The 25,929-nt window shown below is 31.2% G+C and carries 20 protein-coding genes; 7 read left to right on the top strand and 13 right to left on the bottom strand.

Translation table 11 applies throughout. The annotated features are described in order from the left end of the window. Positions 1-118 precede the first annotated feature (118 nt). Positions 119-652 carry a DUF1599 domain-containing protein gene (locus tag ACW9UN_RS07865; RefSeq protein ID WP_459485527.1) on the bottom strand — a complete coding sequence of 178 codons (534 nt, stop codon included), beginning with the start codon at positions 650-652 and terminating at the stop codon, positions 119-121. Between the two features lie 84 nt (positions 653-736). On the opposite strand from ACW9UN_RS07865, the gene ACW9UN_RS07860 reads away from it, so the two are divergent. The 3 genes from ACW9UN_RS07860 to ACW9UN_RS07850 are packed head-to-tail and all read left to right on the top strand — an operon-like array spanning position 737 to position 2,686. Further along, positions 737-1,318 carry an LOG family protein gene (locus ACW9UN_RS07860; protein ID WP_459485526.1) on the top strand — a complete coding sequence of 194 codons (582 nt, stop codon included), beginning with the start codon at positions 737-739 and terminating at the stop codon, positions 1,316-1,318. Position 1,319: 1 nt separating this feature from the next. Beyond that, positions 1,320-2,141, top strand: a complete 822-nt coding sequence (folP, locus tag ACW9UN_RS07855; protein ID WP_459485525.1) for a dihydropteroate synthase — start codon at positions 1,320-1,322, stop codon at positions 2,139-2,141. Positions 2,142-2,158: 17 nt separating this feature from the next. After that, entirely contained in the window at positions 2,159-2,686 is a 528-nt protein-coding gene (locus tag ACW9UN_RS07850; protein ID WP_459485523.1) for a hypothetical protein, read from the top strand. Positions 2,687-2,901: 215 nt separating this feature from the next. Here the strand turns inward: ACW9UN_RS07850 and ACW9UN_RS07845 are convergent, their stop codons facing one another. Next, entirely contained in the window at positions 2,902-4,761 is a 1,860-nt protein-coding gene (locus ACW9UN_RS07845) for a M61 family metallopeptidase (protein ID WP_459485520.1), read from the bottom strand. A 136-nt stretch (positions 4,762-4,897) separates the two neighbouring features. Between ACW9UN_RS07845 and ACW9UN_RS07840 the strand changes: the two genes are divergently transcribed. Continuing rightward, positions 4,898-6,859 carry a YgiQ family radical SAM protein gene (locus ACW9UN_RS07840; protein WP_459485518.1) on the top strand — a complete coding sequence of 654 codons (1,962 nt, stop codon included), beginning with the start codon at positions 4,898-4,900 and terminating at the stop codon, positions 6,857-6,859. 2 nt (positions 6,860-6,861) lie between these two features. Here the strand turns inward: ACW9UN_RS07840 and ACW9UN_RS07835 are convergent, their stop codons facing one another. The 6 genes from ACW9UN_RS07835 to ACW9UN_RS07810 form a co-directional block, all read right to left on the bottom strand. Beyond that, positions 6,862-7,872, bottom strand: coding sequence for a helix-turn-helix domain-containing protein (locus ACW9UN_RS07835; RefSeq protein ID WP_459485517.1), 1,011 nt, complete (start codon positions 7,870-7,872; stop codon positions 6,862-6,864). A 285-nt stretch (positions 7,873-8,157) separates the two neighbouring features. Continuing rightward, positions 8,158-8,898 carry a hypothetical protein gene (locus ACW9UN_RS07830; RefSeq protein WP_459485515.1) on the bottom strand — a complete coding sequence of 247 codons (741 nt, stop codon included), beginning with the start codon at positions 8,896-8,898 and terminating at the stop codon, positions 8,158-8,160. A gap of 81 nt (positions 8,899-8,979) precedes the next feature. Further along, positions 8,980-9,801 carry a class I SAM-dependent methyltransferase gene (locus ACW9UN_RS07825; RefSeq protein ID WP_459485513.1) on the bottom strand — a complete coding sequence of 274 codons (822 nt, stop codon included), beginning with the start codon at positions 9,799-9,801 and terminating at the stop codon, positions 8,980-8,982. A gap of 96 nt (positions 9,802-9,897) precedes the next feature. Next, positions 9,898-10,788, bottom strand: coding sequence for a dienelactone hydrolase family protein (locus ACW9UN_RS07820; protein ID WP_459485511.1), 891 nt, complete (start codon positions 10,786-10,788; stop codon positions 9,898-9,900). Positions 10,789-10,851: 63 nt separating this feature from the next. Next, positions 10,852-11,379 carry a DUF8685 domain-containing protein gene (locus ACW9UN_RS07815; protein WP_459485509.1) on the bottom strand — a complete coding sequence of 176 codons (528 nt, stop codon included), beginning with the start codon at positions 11,377-11,379 and terminating at the stop codon, positions 10,852-10,854. Between the two features lie 46 nt (positions 11,380-11,425). Beyond that, the gene (locus ACW9UN_RS07810) at positions 11,426-11,866 is read right to left on the bottom strand and encodes an FKBP-type peptidyl-prolyl cis-trans isomerase (protein ID WP_459485507.1); all 441 of its coding nucleotides are present in this window, start codon (positions 11,864-11,866) and stop codon (positions 11,426-11,428) included. A gap of 602 nt (positions 11,867-12,468) precedes the next feature. Here ACW9UN_RS07810 and ACW9UN_RS07805 point away from each other — a divergent pair. Continuing rightward, positions 12,469-13,128, top strand: coding sequence for a PQLLE family protein (locus ACW9UN_RS07805; RefSeq protein WP_459485505.1), 660 nt, complete (start codon positions 12,469-12,471; stop codon positions 13,126-13,128). Between the two features lie 420 nt (positions 13,129-13,548). Here the strand turns inward: ACW9UN_RS07805 and ACW9UN_RS07800 are convergent, their stop codons facing one another. Together ACW9UN_RS07800 and ACW9UN_RS07795 are read right to left on the bottom strand one after the other, a co-directional pair. Beyond that, complete coding sequence (locus ACW9UN_RS07800) at positions 13,549-14,160, bottom strand: TonB-dependent receptor plug domain-containing protein (protein ID WP_459485503.1); 612 nt, start codon at positions 14,158-14,160, stop codon at positions 13,549-13,551. A 730-nt stretch (positions 14,161-14,890) separates the two neighbouring features. Continuing rightward, positions 14,891-18,421: a methylmalonyl-CoA mutase family protein gene (locus ACW9UN_RS07795; protein WP_459485502.1), complete on the bottom strand. Its 3,531-nt coding sequence runs from the start codon at positions 18,419-18,421 to the stop codon at positions 14,891-14,893. Positions 18,422-18,572: 151 nt separating this feature from the next. Here ACW9UN_RS07795 and ACW9UN_RS07790 point away from each other — a divergent pair, with 151 nt between their 5' ends. Continuing rightward, entirely contained in the window at positions 18,573-19,121 is a 549-nt protein-coding gene (locus ACW9UN_RS07790; protein ID WP_459485501.1) for a DUF4136 domain-containing protein, read from the top strand. A 67-nt stretch (positions 19,122-19,188) separates the two neighbouring features. Continuing rightward, a complete protein-coding gene (locus ACW9UN_RS07785) occupies positions 19,189-19,566 on the top strand; it encodes a transposase (RefSeq protein WP_459485500.1) in 378 nt (125 codons plus the stop codon). A 33-nt stretch (positions 19,567-19,599) separates the two neighbouring features. On the opposite strand, the gene ACW9UN_RS07780 is transcribed toward ACW9UN_RS07785, so the two are convergent. The 3 genes from ACW9UN_RS07780 to ACW9UN_RS07770 form a co-directional block, all read right to left on the bottom strand. After that, positions 19,600-20,595 (bottom strand): T9SS type A sorting domain-containing protein, encoded by a 996-nt coding sequence (locus ACW9UN_RS07780; RefSeq protein ID WP_459485498.1) that lies wholly within the window; start codon positions 20,593-20,595, stop codon positions 19,600-19,602. 141 nt (positions 20,596-20,736) lie between these two features. Beyond that, on the bottom strand, positions 20,737-23,292 hold the full coding sequence (locus ACW9UN_RS07775; RefSeq protein ID WP_459485496.1) for a T9SS type A sorting domain-containing protein: 2,556 nt from the start codon (positions 23,290-23,292) through the stop codon (positions 20,737-20,739). A gap of 22 nt (positions 23,293-23,314) precedes the next feature. After that, positions 23,315-25,825 (bottom strand): T9SS type A sorting domain-containing protein, encoded by a 2,511-nt coding sequence (locus ACW9UN_RS07770; RefSeq protein WP_459485494.1) that lies wholly within the window; start codon positions 25,823-25,825, stop codon positions 23,315-23,317. Positions 25,826-25,929 lie beyond the last annotated feature (104 nt).

The raw sequence follows: 25,929 nt of genomic DNA, 5'->3' as shown, positions 1-25,929 counted from the left end.
ATTTTGAAATTAGTGTTTTAGTGGGCTTATTTTATTCAATACTGATTTTTAAAATAAAACATGTCTTTTTCAATGTGAAAGACAACTTTAAATTCAAAACTTTAAACTTTGAATTCATTTACCCCAAATGAATCATTGCAAAAACGGCATAATTAATCATGTCTTGGTAATTGGCATCTATACCTTCAGAAACTAAGGTTTTTCCTTTATTATCTTCAATTTGTTTTACACGTAACAACTTTTGTAAAATTAAATCGGTTAAGCTAGAAACACGCATATCTCTCCAAGCTTCACCATAATCGTGATTCTTGTTAAGCATCAATTCTTTGGTAATTTTAGCATGTCTATCGTATAAAATTGTAGCTTCTTCAGTGTTTAAATCAGGATTATCTACAACCCCTTTTTCTAGTTGAATTAAAGCCATAATCGAGTAATTGATAATGCCAATAAACTCAGATTTTTCGTCTTCATCTACTTTACGAACCTCATTTTCTTGTAGTTGACGAATTCTTTGTGCTTTAATAAAGATTTGATCGGTTAACGATGGCAAACGTAAAATTCGCCAAGCAGAACCATAATCAGACATTTTTTTAATAAATAAACTTCTGCAATTTTCAATTACTGCATCATATTGTTTTGAGGTGTCTTGCATTTTTGTAAAAAAGTATTTTTTCAAAAGTAGTAAATCTTATAGCCTTTTCATTTATTTTTACAATGAAATTATCAAACGCTAATCATGAAAAGAATTGTTGTGTTTTGTGGCTCTAGTTTAGGGTTTAATCCTATTTATAAAGATGCAGCCAAAGAATTAGGAAACTATTTTGTAAATCATAATATAGGCTTGGTTTATGGTGGGGGTAAATTAGGAATGATGGGCGTAATTGCTGATGAAATTCTGAGTAAAAATGGAGAAGTTATTGGTGTAATTCCTAAGATTTTAGAAAAAGAAGAAGTCATTCATCCGAATGTTGTAGAAATGATAATTTGCAAAAAAATGAGCGAACGCAAAGTAATAATGAGCAAATTAATTGATGGCTATATTACGCTTCCTGGTGGTTTTGGTACTTTAGATGAGTTGTTCGAAGCGCTAACTTTAGGGCAATTGCAAATTGAACAAAAACCAGTTGGACTCTTAAATGTCAATGGGTTTTTCGATGCAATTTTACTACAATTAGACAAAATGGTAGCAGAAGGTTATTTAAAAGAAGTAAATCGAAAAATGCTAATTGTTGGAAATTCTGTTGATGATTTAATGCAAAAAATGGAGGCTTATAAAGCGCCAAAAATTAGTGATATTATCAATAAAGTAGTACAATAAAATGACCATAAATTGTAAAGGTAATTTAGTGAATTTATCATCGCCAAAAGTAATGGGGATTTTAAACATTACTCCAGATTCTTTTTTTGATGGAGGAAAATACAAAGACGAAACAGCAATTTTACATCAGGTTGATAAAATGTTGACAGAAGGTGCAACTTTTATCGATGTTGGTGCATATTCTTCTAGACCAGGAGCTGCTCATATTTCTGAAGACGAAGAACTGAAAAGAATAATACCTGTTATTGATTTGCTGATAAAAAACTATCCAGAAATTATTATTTCTGTAGATACGTTTAGAAGCAAAGTGGCTGAAGCTACTGTAAATTCTGGAGCAGCAATAATTAATGATATTTCTGGTGGAACTATGGACGATAAAATGTTTGCAACTGTTGCTAGTTTGCAAGTGCCTTATATTTTAATGCACATGTTAGGTACACCACAAAATATGCAGCAAAATCCTGTTTATGAAGATGTAACTAAAGAAATTATTTCGTTTTTTGCCAAACAGATTTTTGAATTGCATCAACTAAAAGTAAACGATGTTATTATTGATGTTGGCTTTGGATTTGGCAAAACCATAGCGCATAATTTTAAAATTTTAAGTAATTTAGAACTTTTTAAAAGTTTAGATGCACCCATTTTAGCAGGAATTTCTAGAAAATCGATGTTATACAAAACCTTAGGTATTTCTGCACAAGAAGCGTTAAATGCTACAACATCTGCAAACACCATTGCTTTATTAAATGGTGCAAATATTTTACGTGTGCACGATGTAAAAGAAGCTGTTGAGGCTATTAAGATTGTGGAGCAAGTGCTTTAATATGTCATTTCGACCTTGTGGAGAAATCTCATACTAAAATTAGGATTATGGATGAAAATTTAAAGAAATTTCCATTATTTATCAAAGCCAAAGAAATCTATGAACTAGTTGATAAAGTTTCTGTACTGATAGAAAATAATGAGGATGAAAATGATTTTAATAATCATTTATTGAATGAGTATAAAAATCAGATGCATGAAAATGCACTCATTATTCCTGCTAAAATTACTGGTGCTTTTTCTGATGACATATTGTATGATTTAAAAATGGAAAATGCTTCCATTATTAGAAAAGCTGCGAGAACTATTTTAACGACAACTTCAGGGTTAAGGATGCTTGGTTTTAATGATTTGGATTATTTAGAACTTATTAGAATTGAAATTGAAGAATTTAGAATCTTATTTGCAGAATGGGTAAAAACATTTGATGAATGGAATTATATAATTGATAGGTGGGGATTATTTAATCCTCCAGGAGTAAACTATGATGACTATGATATTGATGATGATTTGCCTTTTGAAAATCCTTTTGATGATGAGGTTTAAATTCAATCTAAAACTAATTCTTAAATTAATTTTTTAAACAAAATTTCCAAACACTTTGTAACGCTTTAAGCGTCTCCAACTCAACTGATATTTAAAAAGATATTCTTTATTAAGGTCAAACTGTAATTTTTTTCTAAGATCATGAAATTACAGTAAACACAATAAAAAAAGACTCCCAAAATGAGAGTCTTTAAGTTTTTTATAAAGAAATAAAATTACAACGCTTTTAACCAAGCATCTCTTAATTTTTTCTTCGGATCAGATTCTGGTAATTCTTCAATTACTAAATTTTCGATTTCAGTAGTACCTTTTACAAAATCACCTTCTAGTTTTAGAGTTTCTCCATTTCTAATTACTTCAAAAGTAATTTTGTCTCCTGCTTTCCATTGTAAAGATTGCCCTATAAAATTTCTAATGTTTTGCAAGTTTACATCAGTACCGTTTACCGATTTTAAAACATCGCCAGATTTTACACCTAAAGCAACTAAAGCCGTATTTTTTCTATTGGTAAAAAAGATTTCTTGTTTTTGATTAGCTGAGATAAAAATTTGTCTGTTACTGTCTAAAAAGTAACCAGCATCAATGTTTTCTTTTTTCTTAACAATACCAACTTTGGCTAACAAAGCATCGTAATCAATAGCAACATTTCCTGTTAAATGTTTCTCGAAAAAAGTACCAATAGAAGGATAGGTCATGGCTACAATTTCATCTAAAATTTCATCATCTTTAAAAGGTTTGTTCTGTCCGAATTTATTCGATAAATCTTTCATTAAATCACGAACTCCGTATTTACCTTCACTTTCTTCTCGCAATAAAATATCTAAAGACATCCCAATTAAAGCTCCTTTTTGATAAACGTTTCCGTAGTTTTTGGCATATTTATCCTCTAAAATGTTTTTACTCATTTTAGTAAAAGACATAGTATCATTATAACGCATAGAGCTCGCAATTTTGCCTTTCATTTCATCAATAAATTCTTGCTCAGAAATTAAGCCTTGATTTACCTGAAATAAGTTGGCAAAATATTCAGTAATTCCTTCGTACATCCACAAATGTTTAGACATATTTGGCGTGTTAAAATCAAAAGAATGTATTTCTTCAGAATGTACAGACAATGGAGTTACAATATGAAAAAACTCATGAGAAACAGTTCCGTTAATCATTCCGTTTGCCAATTGCTCTTTGCTGTACGTTTCTGGATATACTACTGTTGTTGATGATAAGTGTTCTAAAGCACCAAAACTTTGCCAGTTGTATACTTTTGGATCGAACAAATACACCAAAATATTGTATTCGTTAGTTGTAGAAAAACCTTCTAAAAAATTGGTTTGTGCTTCAACCATTTTCTTTAAATCAGCTTCCATATCTTTAGCATTATGGATGTTATTTGGCGAATACACAGCCAAAGAAACAGCAACACCATTTACAGTAAAGTTTACCGTGTTTAAAGGCGCATACATAATTGGATTGTCTGATATTTCATCGTATCTAGAAGCAAAAAATACATCTTTTGTGTTGTCTTCTTTAGTAGTGTTTTTATTGATTAAAGAAGAAGTTTCGTACAAATTCTCTGGATGATTTATGGTTAAATGATAAGGCGTTTCTTTGTTGCCTTTAAAATAACCTACAAAACCTGGTAAGTTTAAAAAGAAGTTTTTACCAGCTTCAATATTGGTTCCTGCCATTACGTAAATGCCGTGTTTTTTCTTAGAATCGAAAGTATCATCTACCCAATAAGAAATTTTGTCTAGTTTTTGAGCTTCATTAATTTGCCAAGAATTTGGGTCTAATTTGCTTACAGTAAGTTCGTTTCCATCATAATCAAACGCTTTTAAATCAGAAACAAACTGGCCATAATCACTCATGGCATAAGTACCTGGCACAATTGCAGGAATTTGGTATACAATTGATCTTTGGTTGATTTTACTTGGGTTTACTTCCACTTTTATTTTATCATCAACAACGTTATTCAAATCCATAGAAACTTGAATCGTGTTGTCTTTTTTGTTGATGTTAGAAGTTGCACAACTGCCTAAAAATGCAATTGCAATTGCAAAAAATAGTATTTTTTTCATTTATAAAATTTATAGATTCTTGCAAAAATATTAGATTTCATGTATTCAGTTACATATTTAACAAAACTTTGGCAGCTTGTAATTTATCAAAGAAAGCATATCGTAATCTATTTTAAAACCCTTATTTTTGCAAAATATGCAAGTAACGAAAAGACATCAATTAACAGACTGGTTACCAACTACAAACAGAGAGGTAAAAATCCGTGGTTGGGAACAATTGGACGTTATTTTATTTAGTGGAGATGCCTATGTAGATCATCCATCATTTGGGCCAGCTGTTATTGGACGAATTTTAGAAAGTTATGGCTTAAAAGTGGCTATTGTGCCACAACCCAATGTAAATGATAATTTGCAAGATTTTGAGAAACTAGGCAAACCAAGATTGTTTTTTGCAGCAACTGGTGGTTGTATGGATCCTATGGTTTCGAATTATACAGCCAGTAAACGAAGACGTGATAAAGATGCATACACCCCAAATGGTGATAAAGGGTTTAGACCAGATTATGCAACATCTGTTTATTCTAAAATATTAAAAGAAAAGTTTCCAGATGTACCTGTTTTAATTGGCGGAATTGAAGCTTCTTTAAGACGTGTAACGCATTACGATTACTGGTCTGATAAGTTGTTGCCAACCATTTTAGAAACCTCTAAAGCAGATATGTTGGTATATGGAATGGGAGAACAGCCTTTGCGTGAAATTGTAGAATTATTGCAAAAAGGCGTGCCCTTTTCGAGCTTAAAAAACATTAAACAAACTGCAGTTTTAATCGATAAAACACAAGAAAAAATTCCTGTTGTAAATGATTGGGAAGATGTAACCATTAACTCTCATGAAGCTTGTTTGGCAGATAAAAAAACATTTGCTTCTAACTTTAAAACCATAGAACAAGAATCGAATAAATTAAAAGCAAGACGAATTTTTCAGGAAGTAGGGAAACGTACTTTGGTGATCAATCCACCTTTTCCTACAATGACAGAAGCCGAAATTGATGGCTCTTTCGATTTACCTTATACACGATTGCCTCATCCAAAATATGACAAACGTGGGCCAATACCTGCTTTTGAAATGATTAAGTTTTCCATAAACATTCACAGAGGATGTTTTGGTGGATGTAGTTTTTGTACGATTTCTGCACATCAAGGAAAATTTATTGCCAGCAGAAGTCAAGAATCGGTTTTAAGAGAAGTAGATAAGGTTGCAAATATGCCCGATTTTAAAGGTTATTTGTCTGATATTGGTGGGCCTTCTGCAAACATGTATCAAATGAAAGGTAAAGTGCAATCTATTTGTGATAAATGTGTTGCACCTTCTTGTATATCGCCTGTAATCTGTTCTAATTTAGATACGTCTCACAAACCACTAACGGAGTTATATCAAGCTGTAGATCAACATCCGAAGATAAAAAAGTCTTTTATTGGTAGTGGAATTCGTCATGATATGTTAGTGCCAGAATTCAACAAAAATGCAGACCCAAAAGAATTGGATGCCTATACAGAAGAGGTAATGACTAAACACGTTTCTGGACGATTGAAAGTAGCTCCAGAACATACTTCTGACCCGGTTTTAAAGTTGATGCGTAAGCCTTCTTTTACCTATTTTCATAAGTTTAAAGAGCGTTTTGATAGAATAAATATCAAGAAGAAATTAAACTTACAATTGATTCCGTATTTTATTTCTAGTCACCCAGCAAGTGAAGTAGAAGATATGGCAAACTTGGCTGCTGAAACTAAAAATATGGGCTTTCAGTTAGAACAAGTGCAAGGGTTTACACCAACGCCAATGACGGTTGCAACTGTAATTTATTATTCAGGATATCATCCTTATACTTTAAAACCAACCAAAACTCCGAAGACAAAAAAGGAGAAAGAAGATCAGCATAAATTTTTCTTTTGGTATAAAAAAGAGAATAAAGATTGGATTAAAAAAACGTTGAACAAAGTTGGGCGTCAAGATTTGCTAAAAGTGTTGTTGCCAGAAACCAATTCTTGGCAAAAAAACAAAAAAGCAAAAGCTGCTAAAAACACTTTTGATGATGCTGTACCTTTTAACAAACGTAAAAAGAAAGTAAAAAGGACGTCTAAAAATCGAAGAAGGTAAGTTTACTGAATTAAACTATTTTTATAAGCCGTTGGTAAAATACCATATCTATCTTTAAAAATTTTAGAGAAATAACTTTTGCTTGAAATGCCTATTTGAATACAAATTTCGGTCATGTTTAGATCTGAATGCATAATTAAATCTTTTGCATAGCCCATTCTTAGGTTTAAAATGTAGTTGCTGATGGTAACCCCATAAAGGTGTTGTACTCCATTTTGTAACTTTTTAGAATTCATTAAAAAGATAGCGCTTAATTCTTTTATTGTTATTTTTCTATCAATATTTTTTAAAACGTATTCTCCTATTGTACTTATTTTTGATAGCTCTTCTTTGGTTAATTTCGTTTTTGATTGTTCTTTAGAGGTCTCTTTTTTATAAGCTTTAATTTGGGCAGCCAACATATTTAATACTGCACCCTCAGTTAATAGTCCAGCAACTAAATCTGTATCTTTGTTTTTGGTAACTATTGAGGCATACATATTCGTTTCAGTATCTATATTTCCTAAATGTCTGTAATGTGTATTTGTTGGAATATTCTGAAAAATATGTTGAATATTAGTGTAAATTCTTTGAGCGTTTCTTATGTTTTGTTTTACAAGAAGATTTGTGTCAATAATAATAATTGCGAGCTCTAGCTTTATATTTGCAGGAAAAATAATTTGCACAGAAGACTTGCTGCTACCTCTTACAACCATATTTTGGTTTTGTAAAATTTTAGAAAAATGGTCTTCTTCACAAAATTTGTGAAGAAAATATCCTTTTACATTGTAAGAAAAATAATAGGGTCTTTCATCAGAAAATTGAAGATCTACAGTAAAATCTGACTTAAAAGTGATATTGTACACCCAAACTGTTAAACCGCTAAACAATCTATAAGAACTTATAAATCCATCAGCAATTTTATTTTTCATAGATAAAGTAGATGCGCTATTACCTTCATCTAACTCAGCATTAAAATAATTTGCCATCTCTCTAACATGGTCAGAATTATGTTTTTCTTCTATACTTAACATAAATTATTTGGACAGTTTATTATCGTATTCAAATAGCTTGATAACCTAAAAATAATAAAAAATACTTTAAAATTACTTTTTAGAGTTAAATATTTACTCATTTTTGTTAAAATAAATTTATGTAAAGTGCTAAATTTGAAGTAGATATTAGAATTAAGCAGCCCCCCCAAGCTTATATTTAGGAATATTATTATATCTTTGATAAGGAGTCTAACAAAAATTAGACTCCTTATTTTTTAGAAATTGTACAAAAAAAAAGAGTATTTAGAAAAATACACCAATCTTTTACTCAGGCAAAACTGTTATATAAATTTTACGGATGCTCTCGTTTTTGTAGTCTGTTGCTTGCGTAAAGGCTTTGATAATTAGCATGGTGTTTTTACCAATTAAGGTTTTATCAACTTTAAACTGAAAACGATTAGAATCTTGTTTTATCTTTAATTTACCCGTAAAATGCGCCAACTGATATTCAATTTTTCTGTCTTTAGGGTCGTTAGCTTCTACTAATAATTCGTAATCATCACCAACTTTTAAAACTGGCTTTTTCTTTTGATTTGCATTAGATTTTGACCAAGAAGTACCTAAATTGTCTGAGATTTTTTGAATGTTGATAAAATAATCATCCACTAATTTTTTTTGATTGTTGTAAATGGTAATCGCGTTTTTTAGATCCATGGTAATTCCAGACAATAAATGCTCTTGACTCTGAATAAGTTGGTTACCACTATTTAGCTCTTTTTTAAATTGCCCTACTTCTTTAAAGAAAACCTGAAACCGTTTTTTATCTTTTAGTATCGGTAAAAACAACTCCCAGTTTTTATCAATAATAAGCTCTAAATCTTCAAAATCGGCATAGAAAATAATTCTTTTTTCAAACAAAAAGCCGTCATTATTCTTTTTAGCATTGCTTCTTTTGGCAAACCATTTGTCAGATATTGCTGTAGAAATATTATAATCGCTTTGATCTTCATCACCTAAAACATCAATAATGATTTGGCGTAATGTATTTTCATATTGTATAACCATTGAGCTCAATTTGGGATAATTTTAGATATAGCGAATTTAATTTTTTAAAAGTTGATAAACAAATTGAATAAAATTTTGCGATTATTTTTGAACAGCAATCATCATATGCGGACTAAAAGGCAATAAATACTGATCATTTTGAGTAAGATGTTGTAAGGCTTTTAAGGTTTTCGATTTCTTTTTATCAAGCATATTTGCAAAGTATGCATTGTCTAACCAAATGATGCCTTCTACAGCAAATAAGTTGATGAATTTTAAATCTTGTTCTAAAAACTCAGTTTTTAAATCTTGTGGTTTATGATAAAATGCATCTGCCAATAAAAAAGGAAAATCTTTTGGTGCATTATGAATTCCTGTGGTTAATTCTTCTTTACACATTTCAAAAAATGAATTGGCGTGAATCATGCCATTCATTAAACCCACAACAGTAGAGGCAGTTGCGTTTATGGCAAAACCTAAAACAATTCCGCCTTTTTTTAATACACGTTTTGCTTCAAGTATAGTTGTTATTCTATCTTCTCTTTTTTGCAAATGATACAAAGGACCATGTAAAATTACCAAATCTGCAGTATCATTTTTATAAGGCAATTGTTGTGCAATTCCCTTGGTAACAGAAAAAGGGTTTTTTAGTTTTTTTGCTCTTTTTTCGGCTAATTTTATGTGTTTTGTAACAGGTTCTATAAAGTGTACTTTATGATTTTGTTGTGCCAACCATTCTGAGTATTTTCCTGTGCCACCACCAACATCAATTATGGTACTATTTGGTTTAGAAATGTGCTGTTTTATAAGTTCTTTAATGCGCTCAAACTCAAAAATACCCATTCCTTTTTCTAGGCGAGTTTCTTCAGAAGCTTTGTTGTAAAAGTCTTCTATTTGTTTGCTGATGAATTGCTTTTTTTTCATTGTAAAAATTAGAGCACAATAATAATGTAATTAATAACAGACCTACATCTTTATAAGATGAATTTTAGGATTATTTAGGAAACACCAATTAATACTTTATGCTTTTAAATAGGTATTAAAAAATTCAATTGTTCTTTTCCAAGACAAATCTGCAGCTGCTTTATCAAATCTTGGTGTGGTATTGTTGTGAAATCCGTGGTTTGCATTCGGATAAAAATGAGCAGTATGTGCTATGTTATTGGCTTTTAAAACTTTCTCAAAAGCTGGCCAACCCGCATTTACTCTTTTGTCTAATTCGCCATATTGTAATAATAAAGGTGCTTTTATTTGTGCAGCCATTTCATCATTGGGTTGTCTGCCATAATAAGGTACAGCAGCACCTAAATCAGGCACTTGCACAGCCATCATATTCGAAATCCATCCCCCAAAACAAAAACCAACAACACCTACTTTACCCGTACAATTTTTATGATTTTTTACATAATGATAAGCTGCAATAAAATCTTCTAACATTTCTAAACGATCTCTTTTTCTTTGCATTGCTCTACCTTCATCATCATTACCAGGATAACCACCTAAAGGTGTTAAAGCATCTGGAGCTAATGAAATAAAACCTTCTAAAGCGGTTCTTTTGCCTACATCTTTTATATACGGATTTAAACCTCTGTTTTCATGAACAACGATAACTCCAGGAAGTTTGCTTTTTGTTTCTTTTGGCATAGAAAGCAAACCATCAATTTTTAATCCGCCTTTGGGCGAATCATATGTAATCATTTTAGCATCTATCCTTGGATCATCATCTTGAACTGTAATAGCATCAATATAATTTGGAGAAACAAAACTTAACAAAGCCGGCAACGTAATAGCGCCAACTGCGTATAAAGAAAGTTTTTCTAAAAATTGTTTTCTTGTAAGTTTGTTGTGTGCATAATCATCATACAAATCAAATACTTCTTGACTTATATCTTCTTTTTTTAGTTCAATCATAATAGAGAATAGTTTGTTAGAATTTTATCCTTCTAAGATAATTAAAAAATGATGACTAAAAGTTTACTTAGATCTAGATCCTACAAATTGATCAGATTTTACTTTAAACAATACATTAAAAGTGGTTAAACTTCCATAAATTCTGGTGATGTATTGTTGCAAATCAATTTTATCTTGATCGTCTAAAGTTTTACTAGCGTTAATTTTTTGCTCCATTACTCTAATTCGATCTCTAACCATTACAATCTTATGAAAAAACGTATCAATAGGGATTTCTTTATCCGCTAAATTAGCATCAGCAGGTCTAAAAATTAAAGTTCCGTTTTTCCATCTGTCTGCAATAGGTGCAATTTCTGTAACATCAGACCATTTTTGTAATAAATTTTTAAGTGATTTTTCAACCTCATAAAAACTAATCGTATCAACTTCATCTTCTACAGCTTCAATTATTTCAAAATCGCTATCAATAGCTATGGTTTCTAATCCGTCTTTTATAAAAGTTACCCAATAATGTTTGCTGGTAACGTTTGTAACTACTCCTGTTCCATATGTTGCGTGTTCTATTCTAGAGCCTATTCCTAAAATTTTCATAATAATGTAATTAAAAGATTATACGAGTTTTTGTGATAAAAGAACATCAATTAACACTTATTAAATTGATATCAAAAATAATAACAGATCCTGGAGGTATACTACCTTGCCCTCTTGTACCATAGCCTAAACTAGAAGGCAATATAAAGGTACCATTGCCACCAGGTTTTAACATACGCAAAGCTTCACTAAAACCAGGTACAACACCGCCAACGTTAAATGTAGCTTCTGATGATTGATCAAAAATAGTTTCATTTAAAAAGTATCCTTTATACCCTACAGTAACATTAGAGTTAAAACTAGGATAAACGCCACTACCTACAGCATCTATTGCATAATACAAACCTGTACTGGTTTTTTTAAACGTTAATGAGCTATTCGCAATATAAGCCTGAATGTCAGCTTCATTTTCGGCAGTATAATCTACATCATCGCTAGAGCATGATACACTAATGGCCAAAACACATAATAGAAATAGTTTTTTCATAAAGATTTTAAAGTTTACACAAATATAAGAGATAAAGAGGTATTGCTAATTACAAGGCAATTATTTTATAGACGTATTTGTGCTATCTATAATAGCTAAGTTATAACAACAAGTTATTTGATGAAGTAAGCTATATATTGCAAACATATGTTTACAATAGCAAATCTAAACAAAAAACGAGATTTATATTTCTTGATGTTGATAGTATAAAAATTGTTACACTATCGTATATAATAACTGATAGTCTTTAACTTAAAAACAAAGCCGTTTTATATCCATTTCATAAAAATATACTTATCTGTAAACACGCTTAATGTTATTGTAACTTAGTTTTATGCTATTGCGGACTTGTTTCATGGCATTGCAACAGTGTTTTACTACAAAGCAGTACCACTCATCGAAATTGTAAGTCAACTTATTAACAAAGTAAATACACTTATTAACAAAGTAAATGCACTTATCAACAAAGTATTTGAAATTTATGCAAATGTTAATAGTTTTATGCAGTAAGGAATACTACGCAATATTATTGTAGGCTATATCAATGGTATTGCATCCTTAATTCAGAAAAAGAATATAATAATTAACTATAAACAATTGCTATGGCACTTAAAAACACCCGTTCACAAACAGAAATTTTAGAATCTTGCAAAATTGCATTACACAATGTAGAAACCAACTCTGTAATACAGCCTTTAATGGAGGCATTAGGCTACAATACTGCCAAAATAGACCAAGGTAAAGCCTTGTTAACTACAGCAAAAACCTTGTATATAAGCAATAGAGAGCAAGAAGATGCTAAGGGCAGAGCCTATCAGAAATTTGAAAACCAACGAAATACAATAGACAGTGCGTATAGTTTAGATCGTAAAAAAGCAAAGATTGTTTTTAAAGATAATCTTACTGTTTTTAAAGAATTAGGCTTAAAAGGAGGTCTGCCAAGAAGTTATGTAAAATGGTTAGAAACCATAAGTCTATTTTACAACACCTTAAACAACCAGCCAGATGTTTTAAGTAAATTGGCTACCTTACAAGTAACACCTACACATGTAACAGAAATGTTAACAGCATTAGATACTTTAGAAAATGCAAGAGCGGCTTACATACAAGCTAAAGGAAATGCACAAAACGCAACCAAAACCAAAAACAAAGCGTTTAAAGATTTAGAAAAATGGATGAGCAATTTTTATGCAGTGGCTAAAATTGCGCTAGCACAAGAACCACAATTGCTAGAATCTTTAGGCAAGTTGGTTAAGAGTTAGAGGCTATTCTAAATACCCTGTTCATGTCATTTTCGACCTTGTGGAGAAATCATTTATATTGATAGTCAGTGTATAGGCTGTTGCACTTTGCTGAAAATGACATTCGTCATTATCATTTTAACCTCTTTATGTTACTTTAACTTTGTAACAAATGTTATTTCGACCTTGTGGAGAAATCTCATTTTTATTTAACGTGAGTTTGATTTAAAAAACTACCAATTATAAGTATATTATAATTTTTATGCATTAAAACGAATGTCATTTTAACCTTGTGGAGAAATCTTAATTCAGATTTTAGCTTTCTTAGCTATACTATTTGCTTCGCAAAAGCTACTTTCAATACAAATTTATTATGATCTCAGTAATGTTTGAAATGACAATCTGCTGTTATCAGTAAAATAAAACTAAATCAAACTCATGTTATTTTGTTTCTACTACAATAACTCCATTTGCGCCTCGAATACCATAAATTGCAGTATCATTTCCTTTTAAAACCGTAATTCTTTTTATTTCCTGAGGAATTATTCTACCAAAAACGTCTTGAGTAATTTGAGCACCATTAAGTATAAAAAGTGGTGTCATATTTCCTTGTAAACTGTTGTATCCTCTAATGGTAATTACATTATCTGAACTTACATTTACACCAGAAACTCTTCCTCTTACATAATCATATATTGAGTTAATTTGAATGGTTTCGCCAGAGATCTGATTTTTTGAGTTATTGTTTAATGCAATATTTTTACCCTTGCGAATCAGTATTATAAACTTTTTTTCACCTTCGTATTTAACTTTAGCAATACCAATGGCAGGATGAAATGCACTAATGGTTTTAGGAATAAAATCTAATTTAGTTTTAAAAACTCCATTTAAGTCAGTTAATGCATTTTGTTTAGTGTTATCTAATAAAATAGTTGCTCTAGCCACAGCTCTATTTTTTTCATCTTTAACTTTAATTATAATTTGGTCAGATTGGGCATTTATGTTTACGTTTAAAAACAAAAAACCAATTAAAATGATAATTTTTTTTGTCATGCTTATGGCTTTAATTTATGAATTGAGTAAAGTTACATATTTCTAGAATTCTGACCTTCAATTTTTAAATAAAGCTTCGGTAATTTGTCCTAAAGAACAAACTTTTGTGGCTTATACAAATTGATAAAACAAGTGTTTATTTAGAATAGCAGTTGTTTTGTAGAGACCTTTCAGGTTTTAAAAACCAGAAAGGTCTGATTTTATAATAATTATATAAAAAAATATACAAACTATTCAATTTGAGTTAGATGAAATTTCTACTGCTACTTTTAAACGAAGGTTCATTAATTTACCTTATTGAGCACATTTTAGTGACGTATTTAAAAAGACTAAACAAGTGTTTATTTAGAAAAGCAGTTGTTTTGTAGAGACCTTTCAGGTTTCAAAAACCTGAAAGGTCTAATTTTTTATAAATTATGATTACACCAAGAAATATATAACTATTCCATTTGAGTTAGATAAAATTTCTATTGCTACTTTAAAACAAAGCTTCAGTAATTTGGCTTAAAGAACAAACTTTTATGACTTATACAAATTGATAAAATAAGTGCATATTTAGAAAAGCAGTTGTTTTGTAGAGACCTTTCAGGTTTTTAAAATCGGAAAGGGCTGATTTTTTATAAATTATGATTACACCAAGAAATATACAAACTATTCAACTTGAGTTAGATAAAATTTCTATTGCTACTGTAATAAGCAATTCCTACAAAATCTATAAAGGCATTGCATTTTACATATTTCTACGATACTGCCCACCAACTTTAAACAAAGCTTCAGTAATTTGTCCTAAAGAACACACTTTTGTGGCTTCCATTAATTTATCAAATAAATTTTCGTTCTGAATAGCAGCTTCTTGTAAAATTTTCAATTGATGTTCAGCAACATTTTGATGTGTCTCATGGAGATTTTCTTTTGTTTTAATTTGATGTTGTTTTTCGGTTTCAGTAGCGCGAATTACTTCTGCAGGTAAAACAGTAGGCGAACCTTTAGAACTTAAAAACGTGTTTACACCAATAATAGGAAAATCTCCATTGTGTTTTAAGGTCTCATAATACAAACTTTCTTCCTGAATTTTAGAACGTTGATACATGGTTTCCATTGCACCTAAAACACCACCTCTTTCTGTAATTCTATTAAACTCTTCTAAAACTGCAGCTTCTACCAAATCTGTTAATTCTTCTATAATAAAAGCGCCTTGAATTGGGTTTTCGTTTTTAGCCAAACCTAATTCCTTATTGATGATTAATTGAATTGCCATGGCTCTTCTTACAGATTCTTCAGTAGGAGTTGTAATGGCTTCATCATAAGCATTTGTATGTAGAGAATTGCAATTATCATAAATGGCATACAAGGCTTGAAGTGTAGTTCTAATATCATTAAAATCGATTTCTTGAGCGTGTAAAGAACGTCCAGAAGTCTGAATATGATACTTTAGCATTTGTGCTCTTGGATTGGCTCCGTATTTGTTTTTCATCGCTTTTGCCCAAATTTTACGAGCAACTCTTCCAATTACAGCGTATTCTGGATCAATTCCGTTTGAAAAGAAAAACGATAAATTCGGGCCAAATTTATTGATGTCCATTCCACGACTTAAATAATACTCCACATACGTAAATCCGTTAGACAAGGTTAATGCCAATTGTGTAATCGGATTTGCACCAGCTTCAGCAATATGATATCCAGAAATAGAAACTGAATAAAAATTACGGACTTGCTTTTCGATAAAATATTCTTGAACATCGCCCATTAATCGCAACGCAAATTCAGTAGAAAAGATACAGGTATTTTGTGCTTGATCTTCTTTTAAAATATCAGCTTGTACAGTTCCTCTAACTTGCGCTAAAGTGTCTTTTTTTATCTGTTGATACACTTCTGATGGAAGCACCAAATCACCAGTTAAACCTAAAAGCAGTAATCCTAAACCATTATTTCCTTCTGGTAATTCACCTTGATATTTTGGTCTTTCTATACCTTTATCATCATAAATTTCTTTAAATTTTGCTTCAACTTCAGCCTCAAGATGATGTTGTTTGATGTATTTTTCACAATTCTGATCGATGGCAGCATTCATAAAAAAACCTAACAACATTGGTGCTGGGCCATTAATAGTCATAGAAACCGAAGTCATATGATGCGTTAAATCGAAACCAGAATAGAGCTTTTTGGCATCATCTAAACAACAAATAGATACACCTGCATTTCCAATTTTACCATAAATATCGGGTCTTACATCAGGATCATTCCCATACAAAGTAACCGAATCAAAAGCTGTAGATAAACGTTTGGCATCCATGCCTAAACTTACATAATGAAAACGTCTGTTGGTTCTTTCTGGGCCACCTTCACCAGCAAACATTCTTGTAGGGTCTTCTCCTGTTCTTTTAAACGGATACAAACCTGCTGTGTATGGGAACTCTCCAGGCACGTTTTCTTGTAAATTCCAGCGTAACAAATCTCCCCAAGCTTGGTACTTAGGCAAACTAACCTTTGGTATTTTTGAGTGTGATAGCGATTCGCTGTGGGTTTCAATTTTTATTTCTTTATCACGAACTTTAAACGTATAAACTAGGTTTTTATACTTGTTAACTTTTTCTTGCCAGTTTAAAATGATTTCCCAATTGTAAGGATCTAAGTCTAGTTTTACTTTTTCGAATTGTGAGAATAGCAATTTAACAAATTGCAAATCGTCATCTTGAACTTGTTTCAGGATCTCGTCATTGTCAAGTCCAGTTTTAATTAAAAAAGATTTCTCCATTTCTGTCGAAATGACATTAGATAAAGATAAAATCGTTTGATAAATCCCATATAATTTTTGAGCAACAATTACTTGTTCATCTACTTTTTTGTCATAATCTCTATTATCATCAGCAATTTCTGATAAATAACGAACTCTTTTTGGCGGAATTACAAAGATCTTTTCAGACATTGCTGAGGTAATTTCCATAGTTGATTGTAAATCAGCTCCAGTTTTTTCGACTAGTTTGTCCATAATACTTTTGTACAAAGTATTCATTCCAGGATCATTAAATTGCGATGCAATTGTACCATAAACTGGTAAATCCTCTTGATTGATATGCCACAAATTATTGTTGCGCATATATTGCTTTTTTACATCTCTTACAGCATCTAAAGCACCTCTTTTATCAAATTTATTGATAGCAACCAAATCTGCAAAATCAAGCATGTCAATTTTTTCTAATTGTGTTGCTGCACCAAATTCTGGAGTCATTACATATAACGAAGTATCAGAATGTTCAATGATTTCTGTATCAGACTGTCCAATTCCTGAAGTTTCTAAAATAATTAAATCAAATTCAGCTGCTTTTAAAACTTCAATAGCTTCATTTACATGTTTAGATAATGCTAAATTAGATTGACGAGTAGCCAAAGAACGCATATAAACACGAGAATTGTTAATTGCGTTCATTCTGATTCTATCTCCTAAAAGAGCCCCACCAGTTTTTCTTTTTGATGGATCAACAGAAATAATTCCTATTGTTTTTTTAGGAAAATCAATTAAAAAACGACGTACTAATTCATCTACTAAAGATGATTTTCCAGCACCACCAGTTCCAGTAATTCCCAAAACAGGACAAGAAGTTTCTTTTAATTTCCCTAAAGGGGAAAAAATATTTGTAAAATCTGTGTGATTATTTTCTGCAAGTGATATTAATCTAGCAATAGTGTTAACATCTTTATTTTTTAGATTTTCTAAAACTTTTTCACTTTCTAATTCTAGCAACCAACTACCATCTTCATTACAAACTTTCCCATTGTTTTTTGCGTCAGATTGGAGATCCTTCCCTTTGGGAAGGCTAGGAAGGGCTTGTTCACTTTTCTGCACCAAATCATTAATCATACCTTGTAAACCTAGCTCTCTTCCATCATCAGGAGAATAGATACGAGTTATTCCGTAATCCATTAATTCCTTAATTTCTTCAGGAAGAATTACTCCACCTCCACCACCAAAAATTTTGATATGTCCAGCACCCTTTTCTTGCAACAAATCGTACATATATTTAAAATATTCATTATGCCCTCCTTGATAAGATGTCATAGCAATTGCATTTACATCTTCTTGTATAGCACAATTCACAACTTCTTCTACTGATCTATCATGGCCCAAATGAATTACTTCAACACCTGTAGATTGTATAATTCTACGCATAATATTTATGGCAGCATCATGGCCATCAAAAAGAGAAGCTGCAGTTACAATACGTACTTTATGTTTAGGTTTATAAGGAGATATTTGTTTCATTCGTAATAAATGTTTATATTTTGTGATGCAATTTAAGGAATTTTTAAAATAAAGTGTTATTTTATGAATATATAATTATTTTAAAGTCTAAGTTGCTATAAATTGCTTTTTTTGGCACATTTTTTGCTTAATTACTGCTAAACTTAATATTATGAAAACTATAAAAATAGTATCATTATTTCTACTCGTAAGCTTGTTTTCTTGTAATACTGTAAAAGTAGTTACAGATTATGATACGGCTGTAGATTTTAATCAATATAAAACTTTCGCATTTTACAAAACAGGAATTGATAAGGCAGATATTTCTTCATTAGACAAAAAGAGAGTGTTAAGAGCGCTAGAGAGAGAGTTATTAGCACAAGGTTTTGCCAAATCAGATAATCCAGACATGTTGGTTAGCTTTTTTACAAAATCGAGAAGAAAAGTAAATATAAACCAAAACAATAATTTCGGCTGGGGCTGGGGTTGGGGTTGGAATCCTTGGATGTGGGGTGGAATGAACTACAATAATATTAACGTAAACGAATACACAGAGGGTACATTATTTGTAGATTTTATTGATAAAAATAAAAAGGAATTGATTTGGCAGGGTATTGGAACTGGTGCTTTAAAACTAGATAATGTAGAGAAAAAGGAAGAACGAATTAAGCTATTTGTAAAAGAAATTGTTGCAAGATTTCCACCAGGAAAAGAAAAATAAAATAATGATAAGAAGAGAAGAGGTTGTCTGAAAAGATAGCCTTTTTTTCTGATATTTCTTATTTTTAATGATCAATAGAAAAGTAGTTTTTAAAACCTATACTCAAGCACAATCAAGTCTTTTACCATCCAGTTATGATGATTTAGTCCCCAAAAATCATCCTGTTCATATTGTAAATACAATTATAGACCAAGTTGATATTAGTAGTTTAACGCAAATTTATAAAGGAGGAGGCACCTCAAGTTATCATCTAAGAATGTTATTCAAAGTAATTATTTATGCCTGTTTACGTAATTTATACACCTCACGTAAAATAGAACAAGCTCTTTGTGAGAATATTCATTTTATACTGAATCAAGTTCAGTACAAATGTGGCTTAGTGGTCAGAGTAAACCAGATCATAAAAATATACAAAAAAGAAAATCGCCTAAAAATTACTTTTTAGACGACCTCTTTTATAAAACAGTTGTAAAGGTATTTATCTTTTAACAAATTTTGAAACTGACCTTGAATTGTTTTCATCAATAATTTCTAATAAATATAAACCGCTATTTAAAGATTGAACATTAATTTGATTCGTTGTTTTGTTTTTTTGAGATTGTATTTGTTTACCAGTAACATCACTAATTGTAAATGAATATGCTCCGTTTAAATTTTTAATGTTTAAAAAGTCAGTAGTAGGGTTAGGAAATACAGAAAACGCTTGCTTTGCAATATTTTCTGTAGATAAAACTTGTGGGTTAGATTGTGTTGGTAAAACAACATTATCAATACCGAACTTGTTAGAGTTATCTGCAGAACCATCACCTCCCCACACTTGACCGAAAATAACAACAATATACTTGTAAGTGCCAGCATCACCAAAATCAACAACAATATCTCCAGAACCAGTCCAAGAATTTGAAGTAGGCAAGTGAGTGTGACCAATTAACTCTACTGCACCTGCAGAAAAACTTTGATCTTGGAAGTCTGTTGAGTTATTATCACCAAAATTACCATTACCACTTGATATTGGGAAATGATCTACAGAAACATTGCCAGGATCAAAAACCAAATCATTAGCAATACCCCAAACACGATACCCAAATCTTTCGTTTGCCTCATTAGCGAATGCTTCATCAAAAAAGTAATCGAAACTTAGTGTATAACTACCTGTAACAGAATTATCAGAATTGTTATAAACGTATGCAAATCCTTTAGCAAATTGAGAGTTTGTAACTCTTGCAAGGTATTTACCATCACTACCATTCGCAGCATCAATAACCTCCATGTCCTTAAGATCGTTAGTAATAACAGAAAACCATTCACCATCACCAGGTACTACCAAGTCAAATTTTTCTTTGGTTATACCTAAATCATCACCTTGTTTAGGAGCACCACCAATATTTACATTTTCGAAGTTTTCTGTGTAAGTAGTTTGAGCGTTTGTTAAAGCTGCTAACATTAAAGCAGCTAGTAAAGTAATTTTTTTCATAATTAAAAAGTTATATATTTATTTAAGTATGATAAAAGTATTTATGTATCTGTTAAGTAATTGTTTTGTAAGAACTTTTAATTTGTTATTTTGTTTTAAACAAGATAAAATCAATAAAAATATCTTAGTTGCACTGCGTTTTTAAGTTTTAATTATTTTTTGAATAGTTTTTCTTTTATTTTTATGGTTGATGATTTCTAGGAAATAAACACCATTTTTCAGATTACTTACCTCTATAGTTTGTCCGTTCGCACCTTTACTTTGTTGAATAAGTTTGCCAGAAATGTCAAATATTTTATAAGAAAAATTATCTGGAACATTTTTAATAGTAAGTTTGTCTTTTACTGGGTTGGGGTATATAAATACTGTATTAGTTTCTTTAAAATCTATTGTTGATAATGTGTTATTTTTTGGTACACTAACATTGTCTATTCCAAAAACATCTTTAATGTTCTCTTCATTTGTGTTAATAGCTGTACCAAATGCAGTACCAAAAACAACAACAATGTATTCATAGCCTGTTACATCTACAGCAAAGTTTTCTGTTGTCCAATTATCTGCTACTCCTAATTCATTATTCCCTGCTAATTCTGAACCATCACTCCCAACATATTTTGTGGCATCATTATCTCCAAAAGCACCAGAACCACCTGTTAATCTAATATAATCTTCTATTCCATTATTTTCATCGTCTTGAATACCATATACTTTGTAAGACAATCTGTCTGCACTTCTAGGAGCAGTCCATTTGTAATCAAAAGACATATTTAAAATACCAAATGCTTCTCCATTTGTATTATTAAATACATAAGCAACACCTTTTGCAAATTGAGATGTTGAGGTTCTGGAAAGGAATGCATCTGGATTACCACCTGAGGATTGAATATCAAAGTCGTATTCTGATGGTTCTGAACCACCCCAAGTGTCTACAGCAAACCATTTCCCTGTTCCTGGCGTTATTGTTGCTATATCGTCATTTGTAATACCCCTCTGATTTGCGCCAGCTGCACCACTTACTACATCTGGTAAATGTATAAGAGATGTATCAGAAAAATCTTCGATTATTAGTTCTGAATTTGATGAACCTGTACCAATATCAAAATTAATATTTTGTGTGGTAGCAGCCTCTATATCAAAATAAACAGGAGCTGTTATATTATTTAGCTCATTACCATTAATGGTAATATTTGTCATTGTAACATTCTGAACGAAATAAGTACTATTGCCAGTAGTAGTAGCATTTCTCTGACCTCTAATTCTAGATTTACCTGATTGATTTTCTACGGTAATATCCTTTAATAGTAAATCTCCTAGATACCCTAAATTGGCTTGTGGTACTTTTACTGCATTTGGTGTGCCTCCATCAGATCTAGGTTTTAAATTTAATAGACCTGGTATAGTACCCTCTATTCTAATATTTTTTAAAGTAGTTAATGTACTAGAATTATTGTAAGCAAAAGGTTTATAATCTAAACCGGTTTGAGAAGCCACTAAACCATTATTATTCCCTAATCCTGTCCATTCTGGATTAATTATATCTATATTTTCAAGAGTTGATGCTCCAGAATTGTAGGTGTTTCCGCCATCACCACCCCAACCATAAGTTAAAATAGCTCCATTATGACCTGCCCAAAGAACACAATCGTGTACATAATTGTCAAAGTTGTAGAAAAAATCATCTACAGCTCTTATAAAGCTGTTTTTAATCTCACTATCCTGACCAACTCTTACTGCATCATTATTTGAATGCCATCCTAAAAATTTCAAATTTGTAATAGTCATATTATTTGGAGAGACAATTCCATGGAGTGGAGAGTCAACAACATGAACACCGTTTATTTCTGCAAATTTCCCCATTTCAATAATTTGTCTGTAGGGTTTATTGCCCTGTCCATCTTGCCAAGGAAACAATCTACCAGATAAAACGCCTCTACCATAGATTTTTTGACCTGTATTATTAAAACCTTGCCTTAAGACTAATCCGTCTACAAAAGCACCTCCTGCAATATATATATCTTGACCATTTTGTAAAGTAAGCTCACCATCTGCGTTTATAATTGAACCATTAAACTGATAATCTTTTAAGTTGTAATATCCAGGAGGAAAATAAATAGTACCAGCACTTTGTAAGGTGCTAGGAAGACGCGAATTACTATAAGTAATTACACTAGAACTATTTAAATTAGGAACATCTGTTTCTGGAGGATCCACAAATATGGTAAGCATGTGTTTTATCCATTTATCATTTGCTGTTTCATTTTCAGAATCTTTAAAATTTACAGATATAAACTTATTGTTGTCATTTAGGCTAAAACTAACTTCTCCATTTGATATTGATGGAGAGATATTATAACTTTTAGGAACTATTTCAGCACTGTTAGAAATGTTTCCAAATTTTTTTACAATTCTAAACGTTAAACCAGATCCTGTTGCTTTATTGTAAGCAATAGATGCGTAAGAAAATGTTCTTCCCGTAAGTTCTGCTGTTTTAAAACCATATTGAATATCGTTAGGGTCTGCTTCAGACATTAAGACTTCTACTTCTTCTTCTGGATTTGAACCATGTTTAACAAAAACTTGGTATTTATCTGATAAAACAGCTTCTCCTTGATCTGTAGGCCAATCATAATGTGTTAATTGTGAAAATAATAGAGAACTACTAAAAAACATTAATGTTATTAAAATATTTTTTCTCATAAGAAATTTTAACTTTATGTTTTTAATTTTTAACTATTTTCTTGATACTTTTTATTGTTTCGGAAGAGATTTCTAAAAAATAAAGTCCTTTTTTTAATGAACTTACATCAATTTTGTTAGATGCTTTTCTTGTGCCATTTAGCAATATCTTACCTGTGATATCAAATACCTTGAAAGAAAAATCTCCTTCAATATTTGTAAGATTAAGAATATTGCTAACAGGATTGGGATATACTGAAAATTTTGATTGTAAATTATTGTTTTCTAGAGATAATACTTGTGGATTTGATTGTGTTGGTAATACTACATTATCTACACCAAATAATGTTTCGGGGTTTTGTTGATCTGTTCCAAAAACTTGACCAAATATTACAATTATATATTTGTAAGTACCTGCCGTACCAAAATCTACAGCAATACTTCCTGAGTTTGTCCAATCGTCTGAAATAGGGAGTTCAGTATGACCAATAAGCTGCATTTCATCTCCACCATTATTATACCCTGTGGCATTATTATCACCAAAAAAACCGCTACCACTTGTTAGTGGAAAACTACCTAAAACAGTGTTTTCTGTTAAGCCATAAATACGATAACCAAAACGTTCATTTGAAGTGTTAGAAAATGATGAATTAAAAAAGTAGTCAAAACCTAAATCGTATATACCAGTTACAGAGTCATCGCTATTATTATAAACATAGGCAAAAGCTCTCGCAAATTTCGAAGAGCTAACTCTACTTACATAGTATTGAGGATTACCCCCTGTACTTTGAATACCAAAATCTGTAACACCAAAGCCTTGTACAGTAAACCACTCTCCATCTCCTGGAGAAATTTTATCAAAATCAGTAGCAGTTAAGCCGGGGTTATTAGCATCGTTTAAAACGTTGTTTAATGAAATATTGTTAAAAGTTTCTGTGTAGGTAGTTTGCTCGCCTGAGCCATCATCTGCATCGAAAGTAATGTTTTGTGTTGTGTTTTCATCAATATCAAAGAAAATGTTTTTATTGGCTTCTGTTAATTTTGTACCACCTATATTTACATTGGTAAAATTTATATTTTTAGTGTAGTAAGTTGCTCCTCCAGAGGTAGCATTAGCTTGTCCTCTTATTCTACCTCTTTCAAATTGAGATTCTACAGTAATATTTTGAAAATGCACATCTCCCAAATAACCTAGTGTAGATGCAGGAACTTGTTCTGCGGATGGAATGCCATTACTAGAAGATCGAGGTTTTAAATTGGTTAATCCCGGTATTGAACCTTCAATTCTTATATCTTTAAAAGTCGTTGTTGTAACTCCTGTACCATAATCTATGACATTAAAATCTAAGTTTACTTGAGCAGCAATCAAACTGTTGTTGTTTCCTAAACCTCTCCATTCAGGATTTATAATATCTATGTTTTCAAAGAATGAAGAACCAGTATCTATAGAAGCCCAACCATAAGTTAAAATAGCTCCATTATGGCCTGCCCAAAAAACACAATCGTGTACATAATTATTATAATTGTAAAAGAAATCATCTACACAGCGCATAAAACTGTTTCTAATTTCACTGCCAGAACCAATTCTAATTCCATCATTATTGGCGTGCCATCCTAAAAATTTTATATTTTCTACTAACATATCGTCTCTACCAACAATACCGTGTTTAGGTGTGTCTAAAAGATGGACACCTATTATTTGTGCACCTTCACCAAGTCGTACAATTTCTCCATAAGGTTTATTTCCATTTCCATCCTGCCATTCATATTGGCGACCGTTTAAAACGCCTCTACCAAATAATTTTTGATTAGAGGTGTTAAATGCAGTTCTACTTACTAAACCTTCAACAAATGCACCGCCTTCTAGGTACATTTTTTTATTGGATGCTAAATAAATTATTCCATCTGCATCAATAACATCAGTCTCAAATTGATAATCTCTTAAATTATGGTATCCTGAAGGAAAATAGATTGTAGTTGCATTTCTAAGTGTACTAGGCAGTAGCGTGTTAGAGTAAACAACAACACCAGCATCATTAGGATTTGGCGCATCAAATTCTGGTGGATCTACAGAAATCATCAACATGTGTTTTATCCAGTTATGAGGATTTGTTTCATTGGCATCATCATCAAAATTAATTGAAATGTATTTATTGTTAGCATTAACATTAAAAACTACTTGATTGGATGTAACTGTTGGTGATATGTTATAGCTTTTTGGTGCTATTTTAGCTTTTGTAGAAGTTCCTCCAAAAGTTTTAACAACCCTAAAAGTTAATCCAGAGCCTGTAATATCATTATAAGAGACAGCAGCATAAGAAAATGTTCTGCCTGTTAATGCAGTAGTTTGTCCATCATATTGAATATCATTAGGGTCTGCATTAGACATTAAAACCTCTAATTGTATTTCTGGATCAGAACCATGTTTAACATATACTTCATATTTGTCTGAGAGAACTGCTTGACCTGTATCTGTAGGCCAATCATAGTGTTTCAGCTGCGCGAATAAAATAGGTGTACAAAATATAATTAAAAGTTGTAGTACTCTTTTCATTTTTTTATTGTTTTATTCAAAATTAGAGTATCTAATAATTTTTGATTAGCGTAAAAGATCACTTTTGATGTGTTATTGTACACAAAGTGCTTTTTTAATAATAC

Source organism: Polaribacter litoreus, from assembly GCF_054584775.1.
The sequence above is the reverse complement of the archived record's forward strand: the minus strand, read 5'-3'. Positions and strand labels throughout refer to the sequence as shown.

Excerpts from the sequence above, each read along its gene's own strand:
- ACW9UN_RS07865 (WP_459485527.1), bottom strand. The coding sequence starts at position 652 with ATGCAAGACACCTCAAAACAATATGATGCAGTAATTGAAAATTGCAGA.
- ACW9UN_RS07860 (WP_459485526.1), top strand. The coding sequence starts at position 737 with ATGAAAAGAATTGTTGTGTTTTGTGGCTCTAGTTTAGGGTTTAATCCT.
- folP (WP_459485525.1), top strand. The coding sequence starts at position 1,320 with ATGACCATAAATTGTAAAGGTAATTTAGTGAATTTATCATCGCCAAAA.
- ACW9UN_RS07845 (WP_459485520.1), bottom strand. The coding sequence starts at position 4,761 with ATGAAAAAAATACTATTTTTTGCAATTGCAATTGCATTTTTAGGCAGT.
- ACW9UN_RS07840 (WP_459485518.1), top strand. The coding sequence starts at position 4,898 with ATGCAAGTAACGAAAAGACATCAATTAACAGACTGGTTACCAACTACA.
- ACW9UN_RS07835 (WP_459485517.1), bottom strand. The coding sequence starts at position 7,872 with ATGTTAAGTATAGAAGAAAAACATAATTCTGACCATGTTAGAGAGATG.
- ACW9UN_RS07830 (WP_459485515.1), bottom strand. The coding sequence starts at position 8,898 with ATGGTTATACAATATGAAAATACATTACGCCAAATCATTATTGATGTT.
- ACW9UN_RS07825 (WP_459485513.1), bottom strand. The coding sequence starts at position 9,801 with ATGAAAAAAAAGCAATTCATCAGCAAACAAATAGAAGACTTTTACAAC.
- ACW9UN_RS07820 (WP_459485511.1), bottom strand. The coding sequence starts at position 10,788 with ATGATTGAACTAAAAAAAGAAGATATAAGTCAAGAAGTATTTGATTTG.
- ACW9UN_RS07815 (WP_459485509.1), bottom strand. The coding sequence starts at position 11,379 with ATGAAAATTTTAGGAATAGGCTCTAGAATAGAACACGCAACATATGGA.
- ACW9UN_RS07810 (WP_459485507.1), bottom strand. The coding sequence starts at position 11,866 with ATGAAAAAACTATTTCTATTATGTGTTTTGGCCATTAGTGTATCATGC.
- ACW9UN_RS07805 (WP_459485505.1), top strand. The coding sequence starts at position 12,469 with ATGGCACTTAAAAACACCCGTTCACAAACAGAAATTTTAGAATCTTGC.
- ACW9UN_RS07800 (WP_459485503.1), bottom strand. The coding sequence starts at position 14,160 with ATGACAAAAAAAATTATCATTTTAATTGGTTTTTTGTTTTTAAACGTA.
- ACW9UN_RS07795 (WP_459485502.1), bottom strand. The coding sequence starts at position 18,421 with ATGAAACAAATATCTCCTTATAAACCTAAACATAAAGTACGTATTGTA.
- ACW9UN_RS07790 (WP_459485501.1), top strand. The coding sequence starts at position 18,573 with ATGAAAACTATAAAAATAGTATCATTATTTCTACTCGTAAGCTTGTTT.
- ACW9UN_RS07785 (WP_459485500.1), top strand. The coding sequence starts at position 19,189 with ATGATCAATAGAAAAGTAGTTTTTAAAACCTATACTCAAGCACAATCA.
- ACW9UN_RS07780 (WP_459485498.1), bottom strand. The coding sequence starts at position 20,595 with ATGAAAAAAATTACTTTACTAGCTGCTTTAATGTTAGCAGCTTTAACA.
- ACW9UN_RS07775 (WP_459485496.1), bottom strand. The coding sequence starts at position 23,292 with ATGAGAAAAAATATTTTAATAACATTAATGTTTTTTAGTAGTTCTCTA.
- ACW9UN_RS07770 (WP_459485494.1), bottom strand. The coding sequence starts at position 25,825 with ATGAAAAGAGTACTACAACTTTTAATTATATTTTGTACACCTATTTTA.